Raw genomic sequence first — 20,803 nt, 5'->3', positions numbered from 1 at the left:
CCCGGTTACATTCCGAACCCGGAAGCTAAGCCTCACAGCGCCGATGGTACTGCAGGGGGGACCCTGTGGGAGAGTAGGACGCCGCCGAACAAATTTTAATAGCCGTAGCCCCCAGTCATTTCTTGGCTGGGGGCTACGGCTTTTTCCATTTTCTCTCTTTTCATGCCGATGGCTGGGGGTGGTGCTAGGTCCACCCCAAAGTCGGGCCCAGGGGCCAGTGCGCCGGCGGGGGAGGCCTGGTGAGACTGATACCCGAAGCGCACAGAACGAGCGGAGGGTCCGGATGACGAGTCAGAGCGTGCCGACGGTCGTCAGGTGGACGGGCGTGGGGCGGGAGTGGGCAGTGGAGGGGCTGCATGCGCAGCTTCGATGCCTACAACTGGTGTTTCAGGCCGGGGTGGTGTCGTTCGTGCTGCTGATGTGGGCAGTGCTTCCGATTCACGGATTGTTCGCGGAGTCGGCCGACGGGCAGGCCGATCCGCTGATCGCCTTCCTGGGCCTGCTTGCTTGGCCAGTGGGGCTGGTGTGGGGAAGCAGGTTGAACACCCGCTGGTCGCGGTACCGGGCGGAGTCGTGGTTCGGCATGCGAACTCCGCAACGCTATGTGGCGACCCCGAGCCCGACACAGGACGAGCGGGGCCACTGGTGGACGGGACATTCCTACCACCGGGACAGGAGGACGGCCGAGTTGGCCCTCTCTGCGCGAACGGTGGCGATGGATCCGCAGACTTGGCGTGACTTCAAGTGGCTGCCAGCGAATGCGGCGGCGGCCCTGGTCCTGGCAGTGCCCTGCCTGGGGTTGCTGCTGGTCGGGGTGATCACGGCTATCGTCCAATTGACGGCCGCTTACGGCGACTTCAACCCATCTACCGTCTATTCACTCCAGGCTGTCCTGGGGGACATGGCGGTCGCCGCGGTAGGTCTGGCTGCCGCGGCCGGCGGTCTGCTGGCAGCACCGCATGCGATTCGGCGGTACGGGCCGTGGATGCAGCGGATGCTCGATCCGGAGTCGGCGAACGGCTGGGACAAGGCCAGGCTGACCAGGCGGGTGGAGCACCTCACCACCTCGCGGGCCGATGCGGTTGGCAGCCAGGCGGCGGAGCTTCGCAGGATCGAGCGGGATCTGCACGACGGGGCGCAGGCCCGACTGGTGGCGATCGGGATGACGCTCGGCACGATCGAGCACCTGATGGAGACGGACCCGGTGGCCGCACGGCAGTTGCTGGCGGATGCCCGCAAGGCCTCCGCCAAGGCCTTGCAGGAGCTACGCGATCTGGTGCGCGGTATCCATCCGCCGGTGCTGGCGGAGCGTGGGCTCGGCGACGCGGTGCGGGCGCTTGCGCTGGACAACGCGCAGAGCACGGAGGTGACGGTAAGCCTGCCGGCCCGGCCGGAGGCGCCGGTCGAAGCTGCGGCGTACTTCTGCGTCAGTGAGCTGATGGCCAATGCGGCCAAGCACTCCGGCGCTCAGCAGGTCTGGGTGGACATCCTGTTCCGGGCCGGTCAGCTGCGGATCACCGTGACGGACGACGGGTACGGCGGAGCTGATCCGGGGCGTGGAAGCGGGCTGCGCGGAATCGAGAAGCGGTTGGGTACCTTCGACGGAGTCATGTCGCTCAGCAGCCCGCCGGGCGGTCCGACCACGATCACCATGGAGTTGCCGTGCGTGTTGTCCTCGCAGAGGACCTCTACCTCCTCCGAGAAGGCCTGACCCGGCTGCTAGAGGCGCATGGCTTCACCATCGCGGCGGCGGTCGAGACGGGCCCGGAGTTGCTGGCGGCTCTGCTCGAACAGCGGCCTGACGTCGCGGTGGTGGACGTCAGGCTGCCGCCGACGCTCACCGACGAGGGGCTCCAGGCGGCGCTGACCGCCAGGCGGCAGATACCCGGTCTGCCCGTACTGGTCCTCTCGCAGCACGTCCAACAGCTCTACGCGCGCGAGCTGTTGGCGGACGGCTCCGGTGGGATCGGGTACCTGCTGAAGGACCGGGTGTTCAATGCCGGACAGTTCATCGATGCTGTCCGGCGGGTGGCGGCCGGGGGTACGGCGATGGACCCGGATGTGATTGCCAAGTTGCTGCAGAGCCGGGCCCGTTCGGAGCCGCTCCAGCGACTTTCGCCGAGGGAGCGGGAGGTGCTGGAGCTGATGGCTGAAGGTTGTTCCAACTCTGCGATCTCGACCAGGTTGAGCATCAGTGACGGCGCGGTGGCCAAGCACATTGCCAATATCTTCACGAAGTTGGAACTGGCCCCCGCGGATGACGCCAACCGCCGTGTCCTGGCGGTCTTGGCGCACCTCAACGGCGCTCCTTCGTAGGCGCTCAAACCCGGGTCCGAGCAGAGGCAGGCCGTGGTTGGAACGCGCTTCCGAGTAGTATCCGGTTGGCCGAGACGGTCGGTCGTGCGGCGATCCCGTACCCGTGCAGTGATCCCGTACCCGATGATGAGTGTGGATCCGGCAGCGACAGTCGCGCACGGCAGCAGCCGAGTCCCAGGGGTTGATTAACGAATGGCACGTCCATCCCTTACCCGCGCCCACCGTGCTCTGCTCGGCGTGGTCGCGGCCGGCGCCTGCGTGATCTCGGGCATCGGGTTTGCGGGTTCGTACAACGCGGTGCGCGAGCTGGCGATGGAGAAAGGCTTCGGCACGTTCGCGTATGCCTTTCCGATCGGCGTGGATGCCGGGATCGTCGTTCTGCTGGCGCTCGATCTGGTGCTGACCTGGCTCCGAATACCCTTCCCACTCCTACGCCAGACCGCCTGGCTGCTGACCGGCGCCACCATCGCCTTCAACGCGGCGGCCTCCTGGGGGGACGCGCTCGGGATGGCGATGCACGCGGTCATCCCGGTGCTGTTCGTGGTGGTGGTAGAGGCGTCCCGGCACGCCGTCGGCCGGATCGCGGCGATCACTGCGGACCGGCACATGGAGTCGGTGCGGCTGATGCGCTGGGTGCTCTCTCCAGTACCGACCTTCCGCCTCTGGCGGCGGATGAAGCTCTGGGAGCTGCGTTCGTACGACGAGACCGTCCGGCTGGAGCAGAACCGACTGGTGTACCGGGCACAGCTGCGGTTCCGCTACGGGCGCGGCTGGCGGCGGTCGGCACCGTTCCAGGCGCTGCTGCCGCTGAAGCTGGCGAAGTACGGTGTCCCGCTCGACCCGAGCATCCTGGACCGGATCGACGGCCCGCTCGGACCGGCCAAGTCGGCGGCCCAGTCCGGGACTGCCGCCCAGCCGGTCCAGGCCGCGCACGCCGGTGTCGGACAGCTCGAGGCAGGGCACCCGGCCACCGCGTACGCCGATCCCGCGGAGGCGCAAGCACAGGCGCAGGCGGCTGCGATTCAGGCGGCGGTCGCCCGGGCCACGGGTGCGTCGGCCACGGGTACGGCGGCGGGGGCTGCCCAGGTCGCGGAAGGACAGGAACCCGCGGTGCCCGGCGCAGCGGTATCGGCGGCGGTTGCGGTGCCCACCCTGGCGAAGCTCGCAGCCGTGCGGTTGCGCGACGCCAATGACCCGGCGGGCGAGGAGACGCCCCTGGCCCCGGTTCAGTCTGAGCTGAACGTCTGGGCCGCGCGCGTCGTCCCGACGAACGCGAAGCAGGGCGGGGCGGCCGACGGGGCGAGGATGCCCGGGCAGACGTCGCCGTGGTTCAAGCCTCCGCGTGACCCCCGGCCGGCGCCCCAGGAGACGGATCCGGTGGTCGAGGTGCCGCTGGCAGCCGTGGCGGGAGCCGGCACGGGAGCCGCCGCGGCGGTTCGGCCGACGGCCGCGCAGCCGGCCGGCCCGCAGCACCCGGTTGCCAACGGCCCGGTTGCCCAGGGCACACCGGGGCCGCGGGGGCCGCGACCGGTCCGGCTGGAGCAGCTGGTGCCCGATGCCGTCACCGAGACCGCTCTGCCCGTGACCGCGCTCTCCGACCAGCCGATTTCCCTTCAGACGCCGATGACTGACGCCCAGTCGATCGCGCGCACGACCGTAGCGGCGGCCGACATGACCAAGGCGGCAGGGGCCGAAGCGGTGTCCGACACCGCGCCCGAGACCGCACCCGTGACCGAGCAGGAGGAGCAGGACCGCCGTCCCGCGGCCACCCCGCTCGACCCCGATGTCTGCTTCGAGGCATTGATCGGCTACATCGACCAGTACGGCCACCACCCGCAGCCGAAGCGGTTCGCGCAGTACCTGTCCGACGAGTTCGGGCTGGTCGGCTCGCGCCCGGACGGTTCGGTCAACCAGGCCGAGGTCGACAGGATCTGGCACCAGCTCCAGGACCGGTACGTCGCCTCCGGCCGGGACTGAGGCAGGGCGTCGTGACGGTTGTCGCGGCGGCTGCCACGAAGGCCGGCGCGAGAACCGGAGCAGGCGCACCTCGAAGGCCGGCGCGAACCACCGGCGAGGTCCGGGACGAGAGCGACCCGACGCCACCGGTCGCGTGACGGCGGCATCACACAGCAGGCCCGCGATCGACGGCGGCCGCGCACCACGTGCGGCCGCCGTCCGGCTTTCCGGCGGCCATTGACGTCCGCGTGGACTGCCACTACCTTCGCGTCAACAAAATGTTGAATGTCTGCAGATGGAGGAGCTCCGATGTCGCAGGCCGAGGTGGACGGCAGCAAGTCCGAGGGAGCGGCGTTCTCGACCGCCGCCCGAGCTGCCGTGGCGGCCCTGCTCGCGCCGGTCGACGCCGAGCTGGCCCGCCGCTACCCGGGTGAGCCGGGCACTCGACAGCCGGTCCACACGGTGTACGTGCCGGCCGACGCCTTCGCTGCCGACACCGTGCGGACCTGGGGCCGTGAGGCGCTGCTGGCCTTCGACACCCACGCCGCCACCCCGGCCGAGCTGGCCGCCGCGCTCGGTGTCCCCGCTGACGAGCTGCTCGCCGACGTGCACGCCCGGGTGCGCGCCAAGTTGGAGCGCGAGCCGATCGAGGACCTGCGGATCGACTTCGAGGACGGGTACGGCCCGCGTCCCGACGCGGAGGAGGACGCCGCCGCCGTCCGGGCCGCGCGGCTGGTCGCCGCCATCGTCGCGGACGGGACCGCGCCGCCGTACATCGGGGTCCGGGCCAAGTCGATGGAGGCACCGGTCCGGGGCCGGGGCATCCGCACCCTGGAACTCTTCCTCGCCACGCTGCTCGCCGAGGGCGGTCTACCGAAGGGCCTGGTGCTCACCCTGCCCAAGGTGACGTACGCGGAACAGGTCACCGCGCTGGTGCGCCTGCTGGACGACTTCGAGCGGCGGGCCGGCCTCCCCGCGAAGCGGATCGGCTTCGAGGTCCAGATCGAGACCACCCAGGCCATCGTTGGCCCGGACGGCCGGGCCACCGTCGCCCGGATGATCGACGCGGCCGAGGGACGGGCCACCGGCCTGCACTACGGCACGTTCGACTACAGCGCCGCATGTGGGGTCAGTGCTGCGTACCAGAGCATGGACCACCCGGTGGCCGACCACGCGAAGGCCGTGATGCAGGTGGCCGCCGCCGGTACCGGGGTGCGTCTGTCGGACGGTTCCACCAATGTGATCCCCGCCGGTTCGACGGAGCAGGTGCACGCGGCCTGGAAGCTGCACCACGACCTGGTCCGGCGCTCGTTGGCCCGCGCCTACTACCAGGGCTGGGACATGCACCCGGCCCACCTGCCGACCCGCTACGCCGCCGTGTACGCCTTCTACCGAGAGGGCCTGGCAGTCGCAGCGGCCCGGCTCGCGGCGTACGTCGCGAAGACCGGCGGTGACGTGCTGGACGAGCCCGCCACGGCCAGGGCGCTCAGCGGCTACGTGCTGCGCGGCCTGGACTGCGGAGCGGTGGACCCGGCGGAGGTCGCCGAGCTGACCGGCCTCGACCGCGAGCGGTTGGACCTGCTCGCGGGCCGCTGACCCGCAGGGCGGCGCAGGGGGCGGGTCCGTCCGCCCGCCCTGCGACCGTTCCCGCCCGTCCGCTTCCGCGACTGGCCCGCTCGGTTCCGCGACCGTCCCGCCCGACGGCACCCGGGACCGGTCCCGCCCGGTAGCGTCCAGGACTGGTGCCGACCGGTGGTTAAGCTGGCGGGGTCGAACAGAGAGCCGCCGGCTCTCCGCCCTTTCCAGCCACGGAGATCCACCCCGTCATGTCGGAGCCGAGCCCGAAGCCGTACCTGACCATCCGGCACTCCGGCACCCATGAGATCGAGATCAAGAAGTCCCGGTTCATCTGCCACCTCGCCCGGGTCGCCGACGAGGACGAGGCGCAGGCTTTCATCGCCGGTATCCGGAAGCAGTACTGGGACGCCCGGCACAACTGCACGGCATTCGTGGTGGGCGGCGAGCAGCCGCGCGAGCGTTCCAGCGACGACGGCGAGCCAGGTGGTACGGCCGGGGTACCGATGCTGGAGGTCCTGCGCAGACGTGGGCTGACCGACACGGTCGCCGTGGTGACGCGGTACTTCGGCGGGATCAAACTCGGCGCGGGCGGCCTGGTACGGGCGTACGGGAGCGCGGTTTCCGAGGCGATCGACTCGGTCGGGCTGCTTGAGCGCCGTCCTGTGCTGCTGCTCGTGGTGGCGGTGGACCACACCCGGGCGGGCCGACTGGAGAACGATCTGCGGGCGGCTGGTTACGTGGTGCGCGATCTGGCCTATGAGGCGGCCGGGGTGCGGATCGAGGTCGGAGTGCCCGAGCCGGAGCTGACGGCTTTTCACGCCTGGCTCGCGGAGGCGACCGGGGGCGGAGCCGAGGCGGTGGAGTCCGGGCGGGCATTCGTCGAAGTCCCGGTCTGAGAACGGGGTCCCGGACGGCCGCCCGGGGCCCCATCGAATCCCCCGCCCGGGCGGCGGGTCGAAGCGGGTGCCCGGGTCGGAGGCCGCGCCCGCGGGATCCCGCTCCGGCGTGCGACTTGGCCTGCCCCTTCGTGCGGCCCGGTCTCGGCCCGCGCCGTCGCCCCCGAACCCGGTTCCCGGCGGGGGCTTGAGCGCGGATGAGCCCGGGCGCTCGCACCTTCCGGCCTTGTGACGTGCGCACGAAGACCGTATGACACTCGAACGAATTAACAATGCCAGGAGTTGGAACTCCGCTACCGGGGATGGCGTTCCCCAGAGCAAGGATCCGCTCCCCGGCGCCGGGTCCGGCGGATTCCGTAGACCGAATCATCGATGGAGGACTTCAGATCCCACCACCGCACCACTGGAGGTACCGCGCATGACTCCGGAGCACACCCCGTCCAAGGGCCAAACGTCCGATCCGCCCGGCCAGTTCGGCCATGCCGTGCCTTATCGGATGACGGTCACCACTCCACGGCCGTACCAGGAGACGGTCGCCCTGGCGGACCAGCAGTTGGCGGCCTGGCTGAAGGAAGAGGGCTGCGAGGAGCCCCCGTCGAGGGCGGAAGCGCCCTGGGTAGTCGACCCGCCGTCGTCCATCGAACGCCTCCGCCTCGGTGAACGAATCCTGCTGGACCGGGACTTCGGCCCGCTACGGGCTCCCGCGTCCGTCCGGGCCGACCGGGCACTCCTGGCGGATCCGCCACGCTCGGCCGTCCTCCCGCCGCACAGGGCGGCGCCGGAGCCACCCGAGCCGCCGGGGGAGCGCCCGACCATCGGCCACTACGCCCGCCGCCGCCTCCGTACCCCTGCTCCGCACGGCACGCACCAACTGACCCTCACCATAGCCACCGCCACTCCGTTCACCGCTGCCACCACATCCGACTCCGACGACCTGGGTACCCCCCGGACCTGGGTCCGCCTGGAGGCCGAGCACCTGGCCTCCGGCCCTGGGGTGAGGACGGTGGGCCGGGCCCAGGTCCCCGAGCTGGCCCGCAGGCTTCTTCCGCTGCTCGATGCGACGGACGGACCGGCCACCGTCGGTCCGTCAGCCCGGCTGATCACCCCGGCCGGCCTCGACGCCCTGATCGACGAGCTGTGCGACCCCGAGCGCCGCCTCCCCACCGTGGTCGCCAGCATCCCCTCCGGCGTCCCGGTCGACGACTGGTTCGTCGGTACGGTCGAGCCACTGGTGCGCCAACTGACCGGTCTGGCCGTGTCCTACGTGCTGGACCACGCGGCCCTCCCACTGTTCAACGTCGCGTTGGAGTACCACAAGGTGTACGGCGGCGCGGTCCGCACCTACCTGCCCGAGGTCGACCCGGCGTCCCGGGGAGACGGTAGCCGCCACCCGGTGTTGGCCCGGCAGCGGATCGAGGAGGACATCCGGCGCGCGGCCGCCCTGCTCGCCCGTGAGCCCCGCAGACTGGCTGCAGAGCTTCCCCCGGTGCCCCTGCTGCGTGTGGTGCCGCCACTGCAGGTCCCCATCGAGGCGAAGAAGGCCGCCCGCCCGGAGCCTGCCGTGCCGGCTCAGCAGACCCGCGACACTTGGCAGGCACAGCAGGCACAGCAGGCGCAACAGGTACAACAAACACAGCAGCCACCGCAGTCGAAGCAGCTGCGACAGCCACCGCAGCCCCGCCGCGCCGGCCCGGCCGAGTCGCCCGCAGTGGCCGAGGCAGTGGCCCACCACTGCGCCGAGGAGCTGCAGCTGCAGCTGTTCGGCCGCAGCCCGCACACCCACCGGCGGTGGGAGCACTCGGGCGAGGCCGAGGAGCAGTACGGCGCGCTCCGGCGGGCGGCGGTGCAGGTGCGGGTGGTGACGCCGGGCGGGAGGCTGTGCGCGGTCACCGTCCCGGACCAGCTCGACCGGGTACGGGGTGCGGACCTGGAGGTCGGCCGGTACCTGGACTCGGCACCCGCCACTTTCAGTGAACTCGTGGGCCGGTTCGGGGAGTTCTCGCTGGTGGAGTTCACCGGGGACCAGAAGGAGGCGCTAGCGTTGGACGGCCAGTCCGACGGGGCCGGTTGGGCGCGGCTCGCCTGGTACGGGCTGACGGCCCTTCAGGAGTACGCGGCGGCGGCCGTGCGCGGTGAGGCCCATGGCGACTTCAAACAGTGGTGCGAGCACACGCCGCCCGGCTGCCACCGCTTTCCGCCGCGCAAGGCGGTGCGTGGGGAGTCGCGCACGGTCGAGAGTCACACCAAGTGGAAGCGCGAGCGGATGCTCCCCGTGCCGGAGTGCGTGGACACCTCCAGGCGCGCGTTCATGGGCGCGCATCTGCGGATCGGCGGCGGCCGGACGGCTCCCCGGCTGCACTATCTGGATGACTGTTCGGGCAGCGGGCGGATCTACGTCGGCTACATCGGACTCCACCTCACCAACACCAGGACGAACTGAGACCACGGCAGCGGGCGGCGACACCATAACTCCGACCGGATCCGTCCGGCCGGATCCGGTCGGTGCAACCGGACACCTGTCCAGATCGGAGGCCGGAACCCCACCAACTGAAGAGCTTGGCTGACCCGAGCGCCCGAACGGTGGACAATGCTGCCCAGGGGCCGTCACCATGCGGCCCCTGGCCGGCATCAGCCGACCCGACACAGGAACCGCCGCTGGGCAGGCAGCGCCGACCGGCACGTCCGGGCGGCGGGCAGTGCGGCGGGTCAGGGGGCGTGGGCAGGCCCGGGCGCACGAGCATGGGGGAACGACGGTCGATGCGGAACTCACCCGAGGGCCAGCCGGACGGTAGTGCCACGCCCCTCCAACCCGGCTTCCTGGCCTCGGTCTTCCGCGATCTGGGAGCAGACGTGCCCGAACACGGGGCTTCACCGGAGGAGGAGGCGGTGGCCGCGCACGCCCGCGCGGCCGCCCTGACCCACCACCGGACGCTCACCGTCCAGGCCGAGCACGAGCGTCTCGCCGGCCTGCTGCGCCGAGCAGCGCTCCCGGTCTCCGCCATGGACTTCGAGAGCCAGCTGCGCAGTTACGAGCCACGCCCCTTCCAGGCCGGGGAGTTGGACGAGGCCGACGACACCGAACCGCGCTGGGAGGACTACGCCCCGGCCGAGCCGCCCGCCACCGGCCCGGACGAGGCTCCGTCCCGCCGCCTGCTGGACTCCGGATATCAGCGTGAACTGGCTCAGGCCCGGCTTCGCCACCAGCGCGATCTGCGCGAGTGGCGCACCCGTCGGGCCGAGGCCGCCGACTCCGGCGCGCTGGTGGCCAGGGCGGCGCACGAGCAGGCCGAGCAGGCACGGGCGCGGGCCGTCCGCGAGTACAACGAGACGCTGGAGGAGTGCCGTCGGGCCTACCGGCTGGCCGAACCGGCCGCCGTGGAGTCGCTGTTGGAGCGGGCCCTCGCCGCGGCCGAGGGTGCCACCCAGGACCTGCCCGCCCCCTGTCGGGCGGTGTTCCGGCCGCTCACCCGGACCGCAGTGCTGGACCTCGACCTGCCTCCGCTGGACCGGGTGCCCTCGCTGTCGGGCTACCGGCTGACCTCGGCCGGCGAGATCGAGCCGGTGCCCCGTCCGTCGGCCGACCGGGCGGCGGACTACCTGCGGCTGGCCGCCCGCCTCGCGCTGCGCGCGCTCCAAGCGGCGGACGCGGTGGACACCGACGAGATACTGGCCGGAGTGGTCCTCAACGGCTGGCTGCGTGAGACGCCCACCGGTGAGCCGCTCTGCCTGCTGAGCGTCGACGCCGACCGCGACGCCCTGGCCCGTACCCGGTTGCTCCCGCTGGATCCGGCCGGTGCGGAGCCGGTGGAGCACGGCTACGGCGCCGGGTACGGCGAGGGCGTCTACGCGGATGCCGAGCAGGACGAGGCGCTGGTCCGGCTGCGTGACCTGGCTGCCGCGGTCAGTCCCGATCCGTATGCGCTCGCCGCGGTCGAGCCCATTGGCTGCGCCGCTTCCGCCGTGCCTTCGACGGACGAGCTCTCGCCGAACGAATTCGCCTACCTGGTGCGTGAGTTGTTCACCCGGGGCGGGCTGGCCGACTGGAGCGTACGGTTGCGCGGCGCGGGTGGGCTGGTCGCCATCGGGGAGGGTGCGCCGGGCAGCGCGCTGCCCGGTCGCTGGGTGGTCTGGGCCTCCCGGGGGTCGGATCCGGTGGCGGGGGAGGAGCTCAGGACGCTGGTGGAGGCGGTCCGGGAGGAGGGAGCCGACCGCGGCCTGAGGCTCACCAGCGGCCGCTTCTCCGAGGCCGCGCTCGACCTCGCGGGCACCGCGCCGTACCAGCAGATCCACCTGGTGGACGGCGACGGCGTACGGGAGTTGGCGCAGACGCACCTCGGACTGCCGCTCGCGTAAGGCAGGCGGGCCGGTGGCCTCGGGACGGAGCTCGGCGAGCCGGCCGCGTACCCGGCCGACCGCGCACGGCCCGGGCGCCGTCGGCGGCGGCCACCGTGCGCAGTCACCCTGACGGGTTCTCCGACGCGCCGGGGTGCGCGGACGACGGCAGGCTTGGCGCAGGGTCCGGCGCGACCGGGCCCGGCCGGGCCGGCTTCGCCCGTGGGCAGCGGTCAGCGCAGCCGCCCGGCCATCACGAACGGCAGCCCGGCTGGGCCACCGCCGGACTGCCCTCGATCCCGGGGAAGTGAACGGGATGACCGCCGTACTCGTCGCTGCCGGCGCCTTCCTGACGACCCTGATCGGCGGCATCGTCGCCCAGCGGACCGGCGACCGACGGCATCTGGTGCTCGGCTTCGCGGCCGGCCTGATGCTCGGGGTGGTGGCCTTCGACCTGCTGCCCGAGGCGCTGAACTCCGCGCCCCAGGAGCTCCACGGGGTACCGCAGGCGCTGCTGATGTTCGCGGGCGGCTTCCTGGCGATCCACGTCGTGGAGCGCGCGGTGGCCATCCACCGGGGGCACGAGGGGGAGTACGCGGCCCACACCCACGGGCAGGGCCACGCGCACGGCGCCCGCCAGGGCGTCGGACTCGCGGCCGCCGGTGCGCTGGTCGGGCACAGTCTGCTGGACGGTTTCGCGATCGGTGCCGCGTTCCAGGCCGGCGGCTCGGTGGGTACGGCGGTGGCTGTCGCGGTGGTGGCCCACGACTTCGCGGACGGTTTCAACACCTACACCGTCACCAGGATGTACGGCAACAACCGGGTGCGGGCGGTGGCGCTGCTCGCCGCGGACGCGCTGGCGCCGGTCACCGGGGCCGCCATCACGCTGCTGTTCGCCATCCCGGAGCACACGCTCGGCCTCTACCTGGGCTTCTTCGCCGGGTTCCTGCTCTACCTGGCGACCTCGGACATCCTCCCGGAGGCGCACAGCCCGCACCCCTCGCGCACGACCCTGCTCTGCACGCTGCTGGGTGTGGGCTTCATGTGGCTGGTGGTCGGCTACGCGGACTGACCGCCGTCGGGCCGTCGGTCCGGCCCGGGCGGCCCGCCGCCACCGTGCCGCCCAGCGGTCGCGTATCGCCGCCAGCGCGGCGGTGACCGCCGGCCGCCGGGAGGTCTGGGTCCGCCAGAGGACGAAGACCCGCCGGGCGGGTTCGGGGACGACCGGGCGGGCCACCACCTCGGGCGGCAGCGGCCCGCGGCCGAGGCGCGGCACCAGTCCCACCCCCAGCCCGGCCGCGATCAGCGCGATCTGCGTCTCGAACTCGCCGACCTGGTAGCGCACATCGGGTTCATCGCCCGCCTCGCGCATGGTCCGCACCAGCCAGTCGTGGCAGATGTTCCCGGGCGGCACGCTGATCCAGCGCTGTCCGAGCAGCCGGGAGACCGGCACCACGGCCAGCCCGGCCAGCGGGTGACCGGTGTGCAGCAGCAGGTCCACCGGATCGTCGCCGAGGTCCATCCGGGAGAGCCCCTCGTGGACCGGGAGCGGCATCGTCGGCCAGTCCTGGACCAGTGCCAGGTCCACCTCGCCACGGGCCACCAAGTCCGCCGCCGGGTACGGATCGGCCTCCAGCAGGCGTACGTCCAGGTCGGGGCAGCTTGTGCGCAACTCGGCGAGTACGCCCGGGAGCAGGCCGCGTGCGCCGGTCGCGAAGGCCGCGACCATCAGCCGCCCGAAGGGCCGACCGCGTTGCTCCTCCAGCGTCACCTCGGCCTGTTCGACCAGGGCGAGGACCTGCTCGGCGGTTCCGGCCAGCCGCCGGGCGGCGTCGGTGAGGACCACGCCCCGGCCCTGGCGCTCCAGCAGGGTGGTCCGGGTCTCCCGTTCCAGCTTGGCGATCTGCTGGGAGACCGCCGAGGGTGTGAAGCCGAGTGCGGCGGCCGCGCCGCCCACCGAGCCGTGCACCGCGACCGCGTGCAGGGCCCGGAGCCTTCCTAGATCCAGCATGCGGTGATGTTAGAGCGCGAGGCCCTGGTCGCGGGCCGGCCGTCGAAGCAGACCGGCCGGGGGCGGCGCACCGCCACCGCCGGGCGCAGTCCGACGGTGGCGGTGCGCCGTCGGTGACCGTGGTCAGCGCGCCAAACCCCCGAGCGGCGCCGCCTCATACACCGCTTCGGCGGTCCGCAGCGCCTGGAGCAGGGCGTCCTGGTCGCTCGGGCTGATCGGGGCGAAGTACTCCTGGGCGACCTCGTGCCTGACCTGGTGGATCCGTTCCAGGGCCGCGCGGCCGTCAGCGGTGAGCACCACGCGGACCGCGCGCCGGTCGGTCGGGTCCGGGGTGCGCTCGACCAGGCCGGCCTCCTCCAGCGCGTCCACCACCGTGGTGGCCGAGCGCGGGGCGATGTGCAGGTGGTCGGCGAGCTCGCTCAGCCGCATCGTCTCGCGGCCCTCGCAACCGGGGGCATGGGCCAGCACCCGGAGCGCGCGAGCCTGGGCGGGGGTGATGCCGTACGGCTCCAGCCGGGTCATGGTCCGCCGCCGGATCCGCTTCATCGCCCGGGTCAGCGTGTCGGCGAGCTCCGCCGCAGTGTCGACGGGCGAGGTTGTCATGGCGGGCTCCCGGTTCGGGGTGTGCCCCCGGCCCTGGGCCGGGGTGGGTGAGGTCAGGGTATCGGGCCGTACGGGGAATATGGCCCCAATAACATCTTGAGTCAGACTCAGTATCTGGGTTAGCGTGGCTCCGGGTAAGGGCACCCTCACCTTTACCGTGAAGATCCCCGCGAGGATCCCGGGCCGTGTGCCCCGGCGGATCCCCCGATCACTGGAGTGCGCATGTCCCGTTCCGAAGCCCGGGTCGCCACCGACCGTCCGGCACGCTACGGCAAGCAGCTGGCGGCCCATATCGGGCGCAGGGTCGAGGCCGAGTGGTCCGATGAGGCCGGCCGCGGCCGGCTGGTCTTCGCCGCCGGTACCGCCACCCTGGTGGCCGAGCCGGAGGCACTGCTGCTCACCGTCGAGGGCGCGGCCGAGAGCCTGCCCGGCCTTGAGGACGTGGTCGGGCGCCACCTGGTGCGCTTCGGCGCCCGCGACGAGCTGGTGGTGGAGTGGCGCCGCGACAACGGCGAGCCCGGCCTGGTCCACCGCAACGCGGACGCGTCCGGCGAGTAGGCGCCGGGCGGGCGCCCGGTGTGTCCTGGAACGGCGGGTGCCCGGTGCGGAGGGCTCCCCGTGCACGGGGGCCCGCGAGGCCGCGGGTCAGCGGCGTCCGGCCCAGCGGTTCAGGCTCCACAGCACCACGCCGGCCAGGCACCAGCTGGCGGTCACGTCCAGCAGCCAGTGGAAGTCGCTCCACACCAGGCCGGTGCCGACCCCCAGGCAGAGCAGCGCGGTCGCCGTGTGCAGCCACCGCCGGGCCGCCACCGCCACGGTGCGGCCGAGCAGCAGGGCGCCGACCCCGTAGGCGATCGCCGAGGTGGCGGTGTGTCCGGACGGGTACCAGCCCCACTGGTCGGGGGTGAGCGGCAGTCCGAGCGGCCCTGGCCGGGCGAACCAGCTCTTCGCCGGTACGACCAGTGCCGGGATCAGTACGGCGGCCAGTGCGGCCGTGGGTAGCGGCAGCCACCAGCGTCGTACGCCGGTGCGCCACTCCCGCCAGGCGGCCAGCCCGGCCAGGCCGAGCAGTGCCGGGATGGCCGGCACGGAGCCGCCCAGATCGGCCAGTAGGACGCCGAAGCGGTCCAGGGCGGGGCTGTGCAGCCGGTGGTGCAGCCCGTGGACGGCCCGCTGGGCGGTGGTGTCCAGGCCGAGCAGCGGGCCGTGGACGGCGACCTGCCAAGAGATCGCGGCCAGCGCCACCAGGAGTGTCAGGGGCACGACAGAACGAGAAAGCCGCCCCGGAGCAGGGGGGAGAGCTCCGGGGCGGCTGAGGTGATCGCCGTTCCGTGCGCCCCGGGGGGTGTGGGCCGGACGGTCGGTCGATCGGTCTTCGGGGCCGGCCGCCCCGGGTGGGGCGGCGGGTGGTGTCGCGAAGGGTTGCAGCTCGCTGTCCATCTGTCATGACAGTACGTCAAAGCCGTTGCGTGGCCGAGGAGATCCGCCGGTTCCGCACAGCATCTTCACCAGTCTTGGAGCAACCTCCACGGCTGGGCGACTGCCTGTGGCGCCGCGGTCATCCGCGGTCGAACTACGGAACGGGCCCGGTCCACAGGACCGGGCCCGTTCCGTCGAGGGGCCGGCGGGGCCGGACCCCGGGATCAGGCGCCGGTGAAGGCGCCGCCGATCGAGAACGCGCCCTCGAGGATGTCCAGACCCTCGGTGAGCAGGTGCTCCGGCATCACCAGCGGCGGCAGGAAGCGCAGCACGTTGCCGTAGGTGCCGGCGGTCAGCACGACCAGGCCCTCGGCGTGGCAGGCCTTGGCGATCGCGGCGGTGGCCTCCGGGTTGGCGTCCTTGGTGCCCGGATTCACCAGCTCGATGGCGATCATCGCGCCGCGGCCGCGGACCTCGCCGATGATGTCGAACTTCTCCTGCATCGCCCGCAGGCGGCCCAGCATGATCTCGCCGATCCGCTGCGCCTTGCCGTTGAGGTCCTGCTCCTTCATGGTCTCGATGGCGCCCAGCGCGGCGGCGCAGGCCACCGGGTTGCCGCCGTAGGTGCCGCCCAGGCCGCCCGCGTGCGCGGCGTCCATGATCTCCGCGCGGCCGGTCACGGCGGCCAGCGGCAGACCACCGGCGATGCCCTTGGCGGTGGTGATCAGGTCCGGGACGATGCCCTCGTCCTCGCAGGCGAACCACTGGCCGGTGCGGCAGAAGCCGGTCTGGATCTCGTCGGCGACGAAGACGATGCCGTTCGCCTTGGCGAACTCGACGATCTTCGGCAGGAAGCCCTTGGCCGGCTCGATGAAGCCGCCCTCGCCCTGGATCGGCTCGATGATGATCGCCGCGACGTTCTCTGCGCCGATCTGCTTGTTGATCATGTCGATCGCCTGGGCGGCGGCCTCGGCGGCGCAGTTCTCGGCACCGGTCAGCCAGCGGTAGGGGTAGGCGACCGGAACGCGGTAGATCTCCGGGGCGAACGGACCGAAGCCCTGCTTGTACGGCATGTTCTTCGCCGTCAGGCCCATGGTCAGGTTGGTGCGGCCGTGGTAGCCGTGGTCGAAGACCACGACGGCGGTGCGCTTGGTGTACGCGCGGGCGATCTTCACCGCGTTCTCGACCGCCTCGGCACCGGAGTTGAACAGCGCGGTGCGCTTCTCGTGGTCACCCGGGGTCAGCTCGTTGAGCTGCTCGGCCACGGCGACGTAGCCCTCGTACGGGGTCACCATGAAACAGGTATGGGTGAAGGCGGCCAGCTGCTCGCTCGCCTTGGCGACGACGGCCTCGGCGCTGTTGCCGACGTTGGTCACGGCGATGCCGGAACCGAAGTCGATCAGCGAGTTGCCGTCCACGTCCTCCAGCACACCGCCACCTGCGCGGGTGACGTACACCGGCAGGGTGGTGCCGACACCGGCGGCCACCGCGCCCAGCTTGCGAGCCTGCAGCTCCTGGGACTTCGGGCCGGGGATAGCGGTGACCAGGCGGCGCTCCTGCGGGAGCGGCGTTGCAGCACTCATGCTGTTCTCCATTTTTCTCAAGGCGCGGTCCTCGCAGGCTAAGGCCGTGTCATGGGCTCAGGCATGCGCCACTCGGTAGCAGTGCGCCTTCCGACTTGTCCTGTGCGGCCAGCGCGCGTGAAGCGGCGGGCGCGAGGCTCCGCTCCACTACATTGAGCGCGGGAGTGTCGCCGGTTCGGCGGCACGGGTATGGCACAGCCGGGTGGGCACAGGGAGCGGGGCCGGGGACATGGGACTGGACGGCACTCAGGGGAAGTGGACGGCACCGGCGGACCGGGCCCCGGTCGCCCTACCGCAGCAGCGCAGCCAGCCCTTCGATCTGACCGCCTGGATCAGTGAACCCAGGCCCGAGGCGGCGCCAGGCGTCTACCGCCACGGCTACCGCCCCACCGACCCGGACCGGGCCAGGGACGCCCGGGTCCCCGCCGGACCGCTGCTGCTGCGCGCCGCGCTCAACCTGCTGGTCGCCTGGTTCGCCTACGTCTACGGCGTCGAGCTCGTCCTCCGTCTCGCCGGACTGCTCGGCCTGCTGAACGGGCTCGACCAGACCACCGCCCTGGTCGCCCTGGTCGCGGTGAACGCCGCCGTGGTCGCGGCCGTGGTCAGGCTCTTCGGCCGGATGGGCCGCTGGCCCGAGGTCTGGCGCCGCTACATCGCCCCGCTGCTCGCCCGCACCGTCACCCACGAGCAGCCCGATCCGGCCGAGGCCGCGCGGCCCACCGGACCCACCGATCCCTGGCAACAGCTGCGCCACCGCGCTCCGGTGGCGGCCCGTCGGCTCGACGCCGAGGCGGTCGGCGACGTCGACTACGTCCGGATCCAGCGTGCCTGGGAGGCCGTCCTCGGTGACGGCGAGCTGCTCTCCGCCTTCACCGAGGAGGTCGCCGCCCGCGGCGCCGCCGCCTGCGCACACCCCTCCGAGGCCCGTGACCTGCCCGGGCGCGGCGCCGTACACGACCTGCTCACCCGTCAGCTGCGGCTCGGTACCGCCCAGGACGTGATCAAGAACCCGGTGGCCCACCGCAGCGCCGGACTCGCCCTAGACCCGGCCGTCCTCGGCACCTCGCTGCTCGCCGTCGGACCGGCCGGCACCGGCAAGACCGCCAGACTGGCCCGCCCGGTTGCCGAGGCGCTCTGCCTCCAGGCCCTGGCCGGGACGGCCTGCGCGGTGGTGGTCGGCGCGGCCGACGCCGACCTGGGGCCCGACGAGTGGTACGACGTGGTGATCGCTCCCGGCGACCCCGCTTCGGCGTACGGCCTCGACCTGTTCGGTGCCGCCGGCGAGGTGGAGGAGGCCGCCGCCCGGCTGGCCGACGCGCTGCTCCCCGACGAGCTGTCGGCCCGTGCCGAGAACGCCAGGACCGCCCTGCAGCAGATCGTCGGCCCCTTCCACGCCGCCTACCGCCGCTACCCGGGCGTGCGGGAACTGCGCGCCCTGCTCGGCGGTGACCCCGACGGCTTCGCGGCGCTGGAGAAGGCGCTGCGCGAGGCCGGGCAGCTCGACCGGCACCAGTCCGACCTGCAGCACCGGATGCGCCAGCACGGCCGGGCCGACGACCCGGGCACGCTGCTCGCTGACCGGCTGGCGCTGCTCGACCGGCCGGCCTTCGCGGAGTGCTTCCCCGGGCCCCGGCCCGGCAAGCCGGCCTTCGCCATGCGGGTCCTGGACCACCCGCTGCGGGTCCGGGTCAAGCTGCCCGAGCACAGCCACCCCGAGGCGGCGCGGATGCTCTCCCGGCTGGTGGTGGCGCAGTTCGTCCAGGCCGCCGGGGTGCGGCGGGAGCAGGCGTTGTTCGCGGGCCTGGTGGTGGACGACGCCTCCGCGGCGCTGGACGCCCACACCGTGCGCGGCCTGCAGCGGATGCGCACTGCCAACGCGGGGGCGGTGCTGCTGCTGCGCACCCTGGTCGACCTGCCCGAGGCGCTGCGCACGCCGCTGTTCGGGGCGGTCGGCTGCCGGATGGCCTTCCCCGGGATCGCGCCCTGGGACGGGAAGCTCTTCTCCGAGGCCTGGGGCACGCACCTGGTCGCCGAGACCTCGGTGACCCACACCCCGGACACCTCCGGCGGACTGCTCCGCCGCTCCGGCCGGTTCGTCCGCAAGGCGCTCTCCGGGACGGCCGCCCAAACCCAGAGCGTCACCACCCGCGACGTGGAGCGCCACCGCTGGTCCCCGTCCGAGCTCGCTCACGCGCTGCCCACCGGTCACGCGGTGATCTCGCTGACCACGGTGGCGGGCGAGCAGGTGCCGCCGCTGCTGGTGGACCTGCGCGGCTGAGCCGCTACGGCCGCGCCGGGTCAGGGGGTTGACGGTCCGACGGTCCGGGTGGACTCCGCTGCGGTGGATTCGGCCTTGCGGCTTGTCCGAGGCGTACATAATGGAGGCAGATCCTCCCTCGCCTGATCGCAATGACGCGCCCGGGTCGAAACCACCGAAGGTTGGCATGCCCCCCACACTCGCCTCCGTCGTCCGCAACACCTCGCTCCACCTGACCGTCCTGGCCGGTGCGGACCACCTGGAACGGCAGGTCCGCTGGGTGCACACCAGCGAGCTGGACGACCCCACACCGTTCCTCGAGGGTGGCGAACTGCTGCTCACCACCGGCATCAAGCTCGGTAAGGCCGCCGCACAGCTGCAGGCGTACGTGCACCGGCTGGCCGACGCGGGCGTGGTGGGACTGGGCCTGGGGGTGGGCCTCTCGCACACCGAGGTGCCGCAGGCGCTGGTGGACGCGGCGGCGCAGCGCGGCCTGCCGCTGCTGCGGGTCCCGGAGGCGACCCCGTTCATCGCGATCAGCAAGACGGTCTCGGCCGCGCTGGCCGCCGAGCAGTACGAGGCGGTGACCACCAGCTTCGAGGCCCAGGAGGAGCTGACCCGGGCCGCGCTGGGCAAGGACGGCGCCACAGCCGTGGTGCGCCGGCTGGCGGCCCGGCTGGGCGGCTGGGCGGCGCTGTACGACGGCTCGGGCGCGCTGTCCGCGGTGGCACCGGACTGGGCTGCCCGTCGGGCCGGCCGGCTCGCTGCCGAGGTGGACCGGCTGCGCCGTAGACCGGCCCCGTCCAGCGCCGCGCTGCAGGGCCGCGCCCCGGGGATCGACACCGCCGACGAGGACTACGTGGTGGTCCAGTCGCTGGGGGCGGACCGTCGGCCCCGCGGCTTCCTGGCGGTCGGCACCGAGGACCGGATCACCCCGACCGAGCGGTACGTCCTCAACGCCGCCGTCGCCCTGCTCACCCTCACCCTGGAGCGCTCGCGCGAGCTGCGGCAGGCCGAGGAGCGGATGGGTGCGGCGCTGCTGGGCATGGTGCTGGCGGGTGAGGTCGACACGGCGCGGCAGGTCGCGACGGGCCTGTTCGGCGGGCTGCCGGAGGGCACCGTCAGGGTGCTGGTGGCCGGTGCGTCGACGGGGGCCGCGCCGGAGGCCGCCGAGGCGCTGGGCGAGCTGGGCGAGCGGGCCGAACAGGCCGGCGGCCGGGTCGGGGAGCGGCTGCTGGTCTCCCGGGAGAACGGGGCGCACGGCCCGCGGCTGACGGTGCTGGCGCTGGACAACGGCGCGGCGCACCGCGCCTGCCTGGGCGCGGTGGAGGAGCACGACGGCCTGGCGCTGGGAGTGTCGGCGCCGTCCGGTCTGGAGGAGGCCGGGACGGCCTTCGCCCAGGCGGAGCGGGCGCTGGCGGTGGCGCTGCGCGGTGGCCGCCGCTCGGTGGACCACGAGGAGGTCGGCGCGGGTTCGCTGCTGCCGCTGCTGGGTGAGCAGGCCGTGACGGCCTTCGCGGAGGGCCTGCTCCGTCCGCTGCGGGAGCACGACCGTACGGCACGGGGCGATCTGGTCGCCTCGCTGCGGGCCTGGCTCTCCCGGCACGGGCAGTGGGACGCGGCGGCCGCCGACCTCGGGGTGCACCGGCACACGCTGCGGTACCGCATGCGACGGGTCGAGGAACTGCTGGGCCGTTCGCTGGACGACACCGATGTCCGGATGGAGCTCTGGCTGGCTCTGCGGGCGGGCGAGGAGTAGGCGGGAGCGATCGAGAGGCCCGCGCACTGGAGGTTCGCCGTCATGTACTGGCGTTCGGACTGACTGGGACGATGTGTCCAATCCGGTTTGCCG

At 72.7% G+C, this 20,803-nt stretch carries 14 protein-coding genes, 1 rRNA gene and 1 pseudogene; 12 read left to right on the top strand and 4 right to left on the bottom strand.

Going from position 1 to position 20,803, the window contains the following annotated elements; genetic code table 11:
• The 9 genes from rrf to ABD369_RS34105 form a co-directional block, all read left to right on the top strand.
• Positions 1 to 90 (top strand): 5S ribosomal RNA (gene rrf, locus ABD369_RS34145); the annotation flags it as partial.
• Positions 91 to 283: 193 nt separating this feature from the next.
• Positions 284 to 1,711: a sensor histidine kinase gene (locus tag ABD369_RS34140; RefSeq protein WP_344640508.1), complete on the top strand. Its 1,428-nt coding sequence runs from the start codon at positions 284 to 286 to the stop codon at positions 1,709 to 1,711.
• The gene (locus ABD369_RS34135) at positions 1,663 to 2,316 is read left to right on the top strand and encodes a response regulator transcription factor (protein WP_344640507.1); all 654 of its coding nucleotides are present in this window, start codon (positions 1,663 to 1,665) and stop codon (positions 2,314 to 2,316) included. The genes ABD369_RS34140 and ABD369_RS34135 overlap by 49 nt, the downstream gene beginning before the upstream one ends.
• 192 nt (positions 2,317 to 2,508) lie before the next feature.
• Positions 2,509 to 4,293, top strand: a complete 1,785-nt coding sequence (locus ABD369_RS34130; protein WP_344640506.1) for a DUF2637 domain-containing protein — start codon at positions 2,509 to 2,511, stop codon at positions 4,291 to 4,293.
• A 288-nt stretch (positions 4,294 to 4,581) separates the two neighbouring features.
• A complete protein-coding gene (locus ABD369_RS34125) occupies positions 4,582 to 5,868 on the top strand; it encodes a DUF6986 family protein (RefSeq protein WP_344640505.1) in 1,287 nt (428 codons plus the stop codon).
• A gap of 230 nt (positions 5,869 to 6,098) precedes the next feature.
• The gene (locus ABD369_RS34120; protein ID WP_344640504.1) at positions 6,099 to 6,746 is read left to right on the top strand and encodes a YigZ family protein; all 648 of its coding nucleotides are present in this window, start codon (positions 6,099 to 6,101) and stop codon (positions 6,744 to 6,746) included.
• Between the two features lie 418 nt (positions 6,747 to 7,164).
• Positions 7,165 to 9,186 (top strand): hypothetical protein, encoded by a 2,022-nt coding sequence (locus ABD369_RS34115; protein ID WP_344640503.1) that lies wholly within the window; start codon positions 7,165 to 7,167, stop codon positions 9,184 to 9,186.
• A gap of 317 nt (positions 9,187 to 9,503) precedes the next feature.
• Complete coding sequence (locus tag ABD369_RS34110) at positions 9,504 to 11,099, top strand: restriction endonuclease (protein WP_344640502.1); 1,596 nt, start codon at positions 9,504 to 9,506, stop codon at positions 11,097 to 11,099.
• A gap of 295 nt (positions 11,100 to 11,394) precedes the next feature.
• On the top strand, positions 11,395 to 12,150 hold the full coding sequence (locus ABD369_RS34105) for a ZIP family metal transporter (RefSeq protein ID WP_344640501.1): 756 nt from the start codon (positions 11,395 to 11,397) through the stop codon (positions 12,148 to 12,150).
• A 45-nt stretch (positions 12,151 to 12,195) separates the two neighbouring features.
• Here the strand turns inward: ABD369_RS34105 and ABD369_RS34100 are convergent.
• Positions 12,196 to 13,089 (bottom strand): annotated as a pseudogene (locus tag ABD369_RS34100) (LysR family transcriptional regulator); the annotation flags it as partial.
• Between the two features lie 123 nt (positions 13,090 to 13,212).
• The gene (locus ABD369_RS34095; RefSeq protein ID WP_344640500.1) at positions 13,213 to 13,692 is read right to left on the bottom strand and encodes a MarR family winged helix-turn-helix transcriptional regulator; all 480 of its coding nucleotides are present in this window, start codon (positions 13,690 to 13,692) and stop codon (positions 13,213 to 13,215) included.
• Positions 13,693 to 13,914: 222 nt separating this feature from the next.
• Between ABD369_RS34095 and ABD369_RS34090 the strand changes: the two genes are divergently transcribed.
• Complete coding sequence (locus ABD369_RS34090) at positions 13,915 to 14,250, top strand: DUF2218 domain-containing protein (RefSeq protein WP_344640499.1); 336 nt, start codon at positions 13,915 to 13,917, stop codon at positions 14,248 to 14,250.
• Between the two features lie 87 nt (positions 14,251 to 14,337).
• Here the strand turns inward: ABD369_RS34090 and ABD369_RS34085 are convergent, their stop codons facing one another.
• Together ABD369_RS34085 and gabT are read right to left on the bottom strand one after the other, a co-directional pair.
• Positions 14,338 to 14,955 carry a phosphatase PAP2 family protein gene (locus tag ABD369_RS34085; protein ID WP_344640498.1) on the bottom strand — a complete coding sequence of 206 codons (618 nt, stop codon included), beginning with the start codon at positions 14,953 to 14,955 and terminating at the stop codon, positions 14,338 to 14,340.
• A gap of 380 nt (positions 14,956 to 15,335) precedes the next feature.
• The gene (gene gabT / locus ABD369_RS34080) at positions 15,336 to 16,694 is read right to left on the bottom strand and encodes a 4-aminobutyrate--2-oxoglutarate transaminase (protein WP_344640497.1); all 1,359 of its coding nucleotides are present in this window, start codon (positions 16,692 to 16,694) and stop codon (positions 15,336 to 15,338) included.
• A 229-nt stretch (positions 16,695 to 16,923) separates the two neighbouring features.
• Here gabT and ABD369_RS34075 point away from each other — a divergent pair, with 229 nt between their 5' ends.
• Positions 16,924 to 18,972, top strand: coding sequence for an ATP-binding protein (locus tag ABD369_RS34075; RefSeq protein ID WP_344640496.1), 2,049 nt, complete (start codon positions 16,924 to 16,926; stop codon positions 18,970 to 18,972).
• Between the two features lie 166 nt (positions 18,973 to 19,138).
• On the top strand, positions 19,139 to 20,710 hold the full coding sequence (locus ABD369_RS34070; protein ID WP_344640495.1) for a PucR family transcriptional regulator: 1,572 nt from the start codon (positions 19,139 to 19,141) through the stop codon (positions 20,708 to 20,710).
• Positions 20,711 to 20,803: the final 93 nt, after the last annotated feature.

The organism is Kitasatospora cystarginea (assembly GCF_039533515.1).
In the GTDB taxonomy this organism is placed as follows: domain Bacteria; phylum Actinomycetota; class Actinomycetes; order Streptomycetales; family Streptomycetaceae; genus Kitasatospora; species Kitasatospora cystarginea.
The sequence above is the reverse complement of the archived record's forward strand: the minus strand, read 5'-3'. Positions and strand labels throughout refer to the sequence as shown.

Coding starts and splice junctions, on each gene's coding strand:
- ABD369_RS34075 (WP_344640496.1), top strand. CDS start 16,924: ATGGGACTGGACGGCACTCAGGGGAAGTGGACGGCACCGGCGGACCGG.
- ABD369_RS34120 (WP_344640504.1), top strand. CDS start 6,099: ATGTCGGAGCCGAGCCCGAAGCCGTACCTGACCATCCGGCACTCCGGC.
- gabT (WP_344640497.1), bottom strand. CDS start 16,694: ATGAGTGCTGCAACGCCGCTCCCGCAGGAGCGCCGCCTGGTCACCGCT.
- ABD369_RS34140 (WP_344640508.1), top strand. CDS start 284: ATGACGAGTCAGAGCGTGCCGACGGTCGTCAGGTGGACGGGCGTGGGG.
- ABD369_RS34095 (WP_344640500.1), bottom strand. CDS start 13,692: ATGACAACCTCGCCCGTCGACACTGCGGCGGAGCTCGCCGACACGCTG.
- ABD369_RS34105 (WP_344640501.1), top strand. CDS start 11,395: ATGACCGCCGTACTCGTCGCTGCCGGCGCCTTCCTGACGACCCTGATC.
- ABD369_RS34090 (WP_344640499.1), top strand. CDS start 13,915: ATGTCCCGTTCCGAAGCCCGGGTCGCCACCGACCGTCCGGCACGCTAC.
- ABD369_RS34110 (WP_344640502.1), top strand. CDS start 9,504: ATGCGGAACTCACCCGAGGGCCAGCCGGACGGTAGTGCCACGCCCCTC.
- ABD369_RS34130 (WP_344640506.1), top strand. CDS start 2,509: ATGGCACGTCCATCCCTTACCCGCGCCCACCGTGCTCTGCTCGGCGTG.
- ABD369_RS34115 (WP_344640503.1), top strand. CDS start 7,165: ATGACTCCGGAGCACACCCCGTCCAAGGGCCAAACGTCCGATCCGCCC.
- ABD369_RS34070 (WP_344640495.1), top strand. CDS start 19,139: ATGCCCCCCACACTCGCCTCCGTCGTCCGCAACACCTCGCTCCACCTG.
- ABD369_RS34125 (WP_344640505.1), top strand. CDS start 4,582: ATGTCGCAGGCCGAGGTGGACGGCAGCAAGTCCGAGGGAGCGGCGTTC.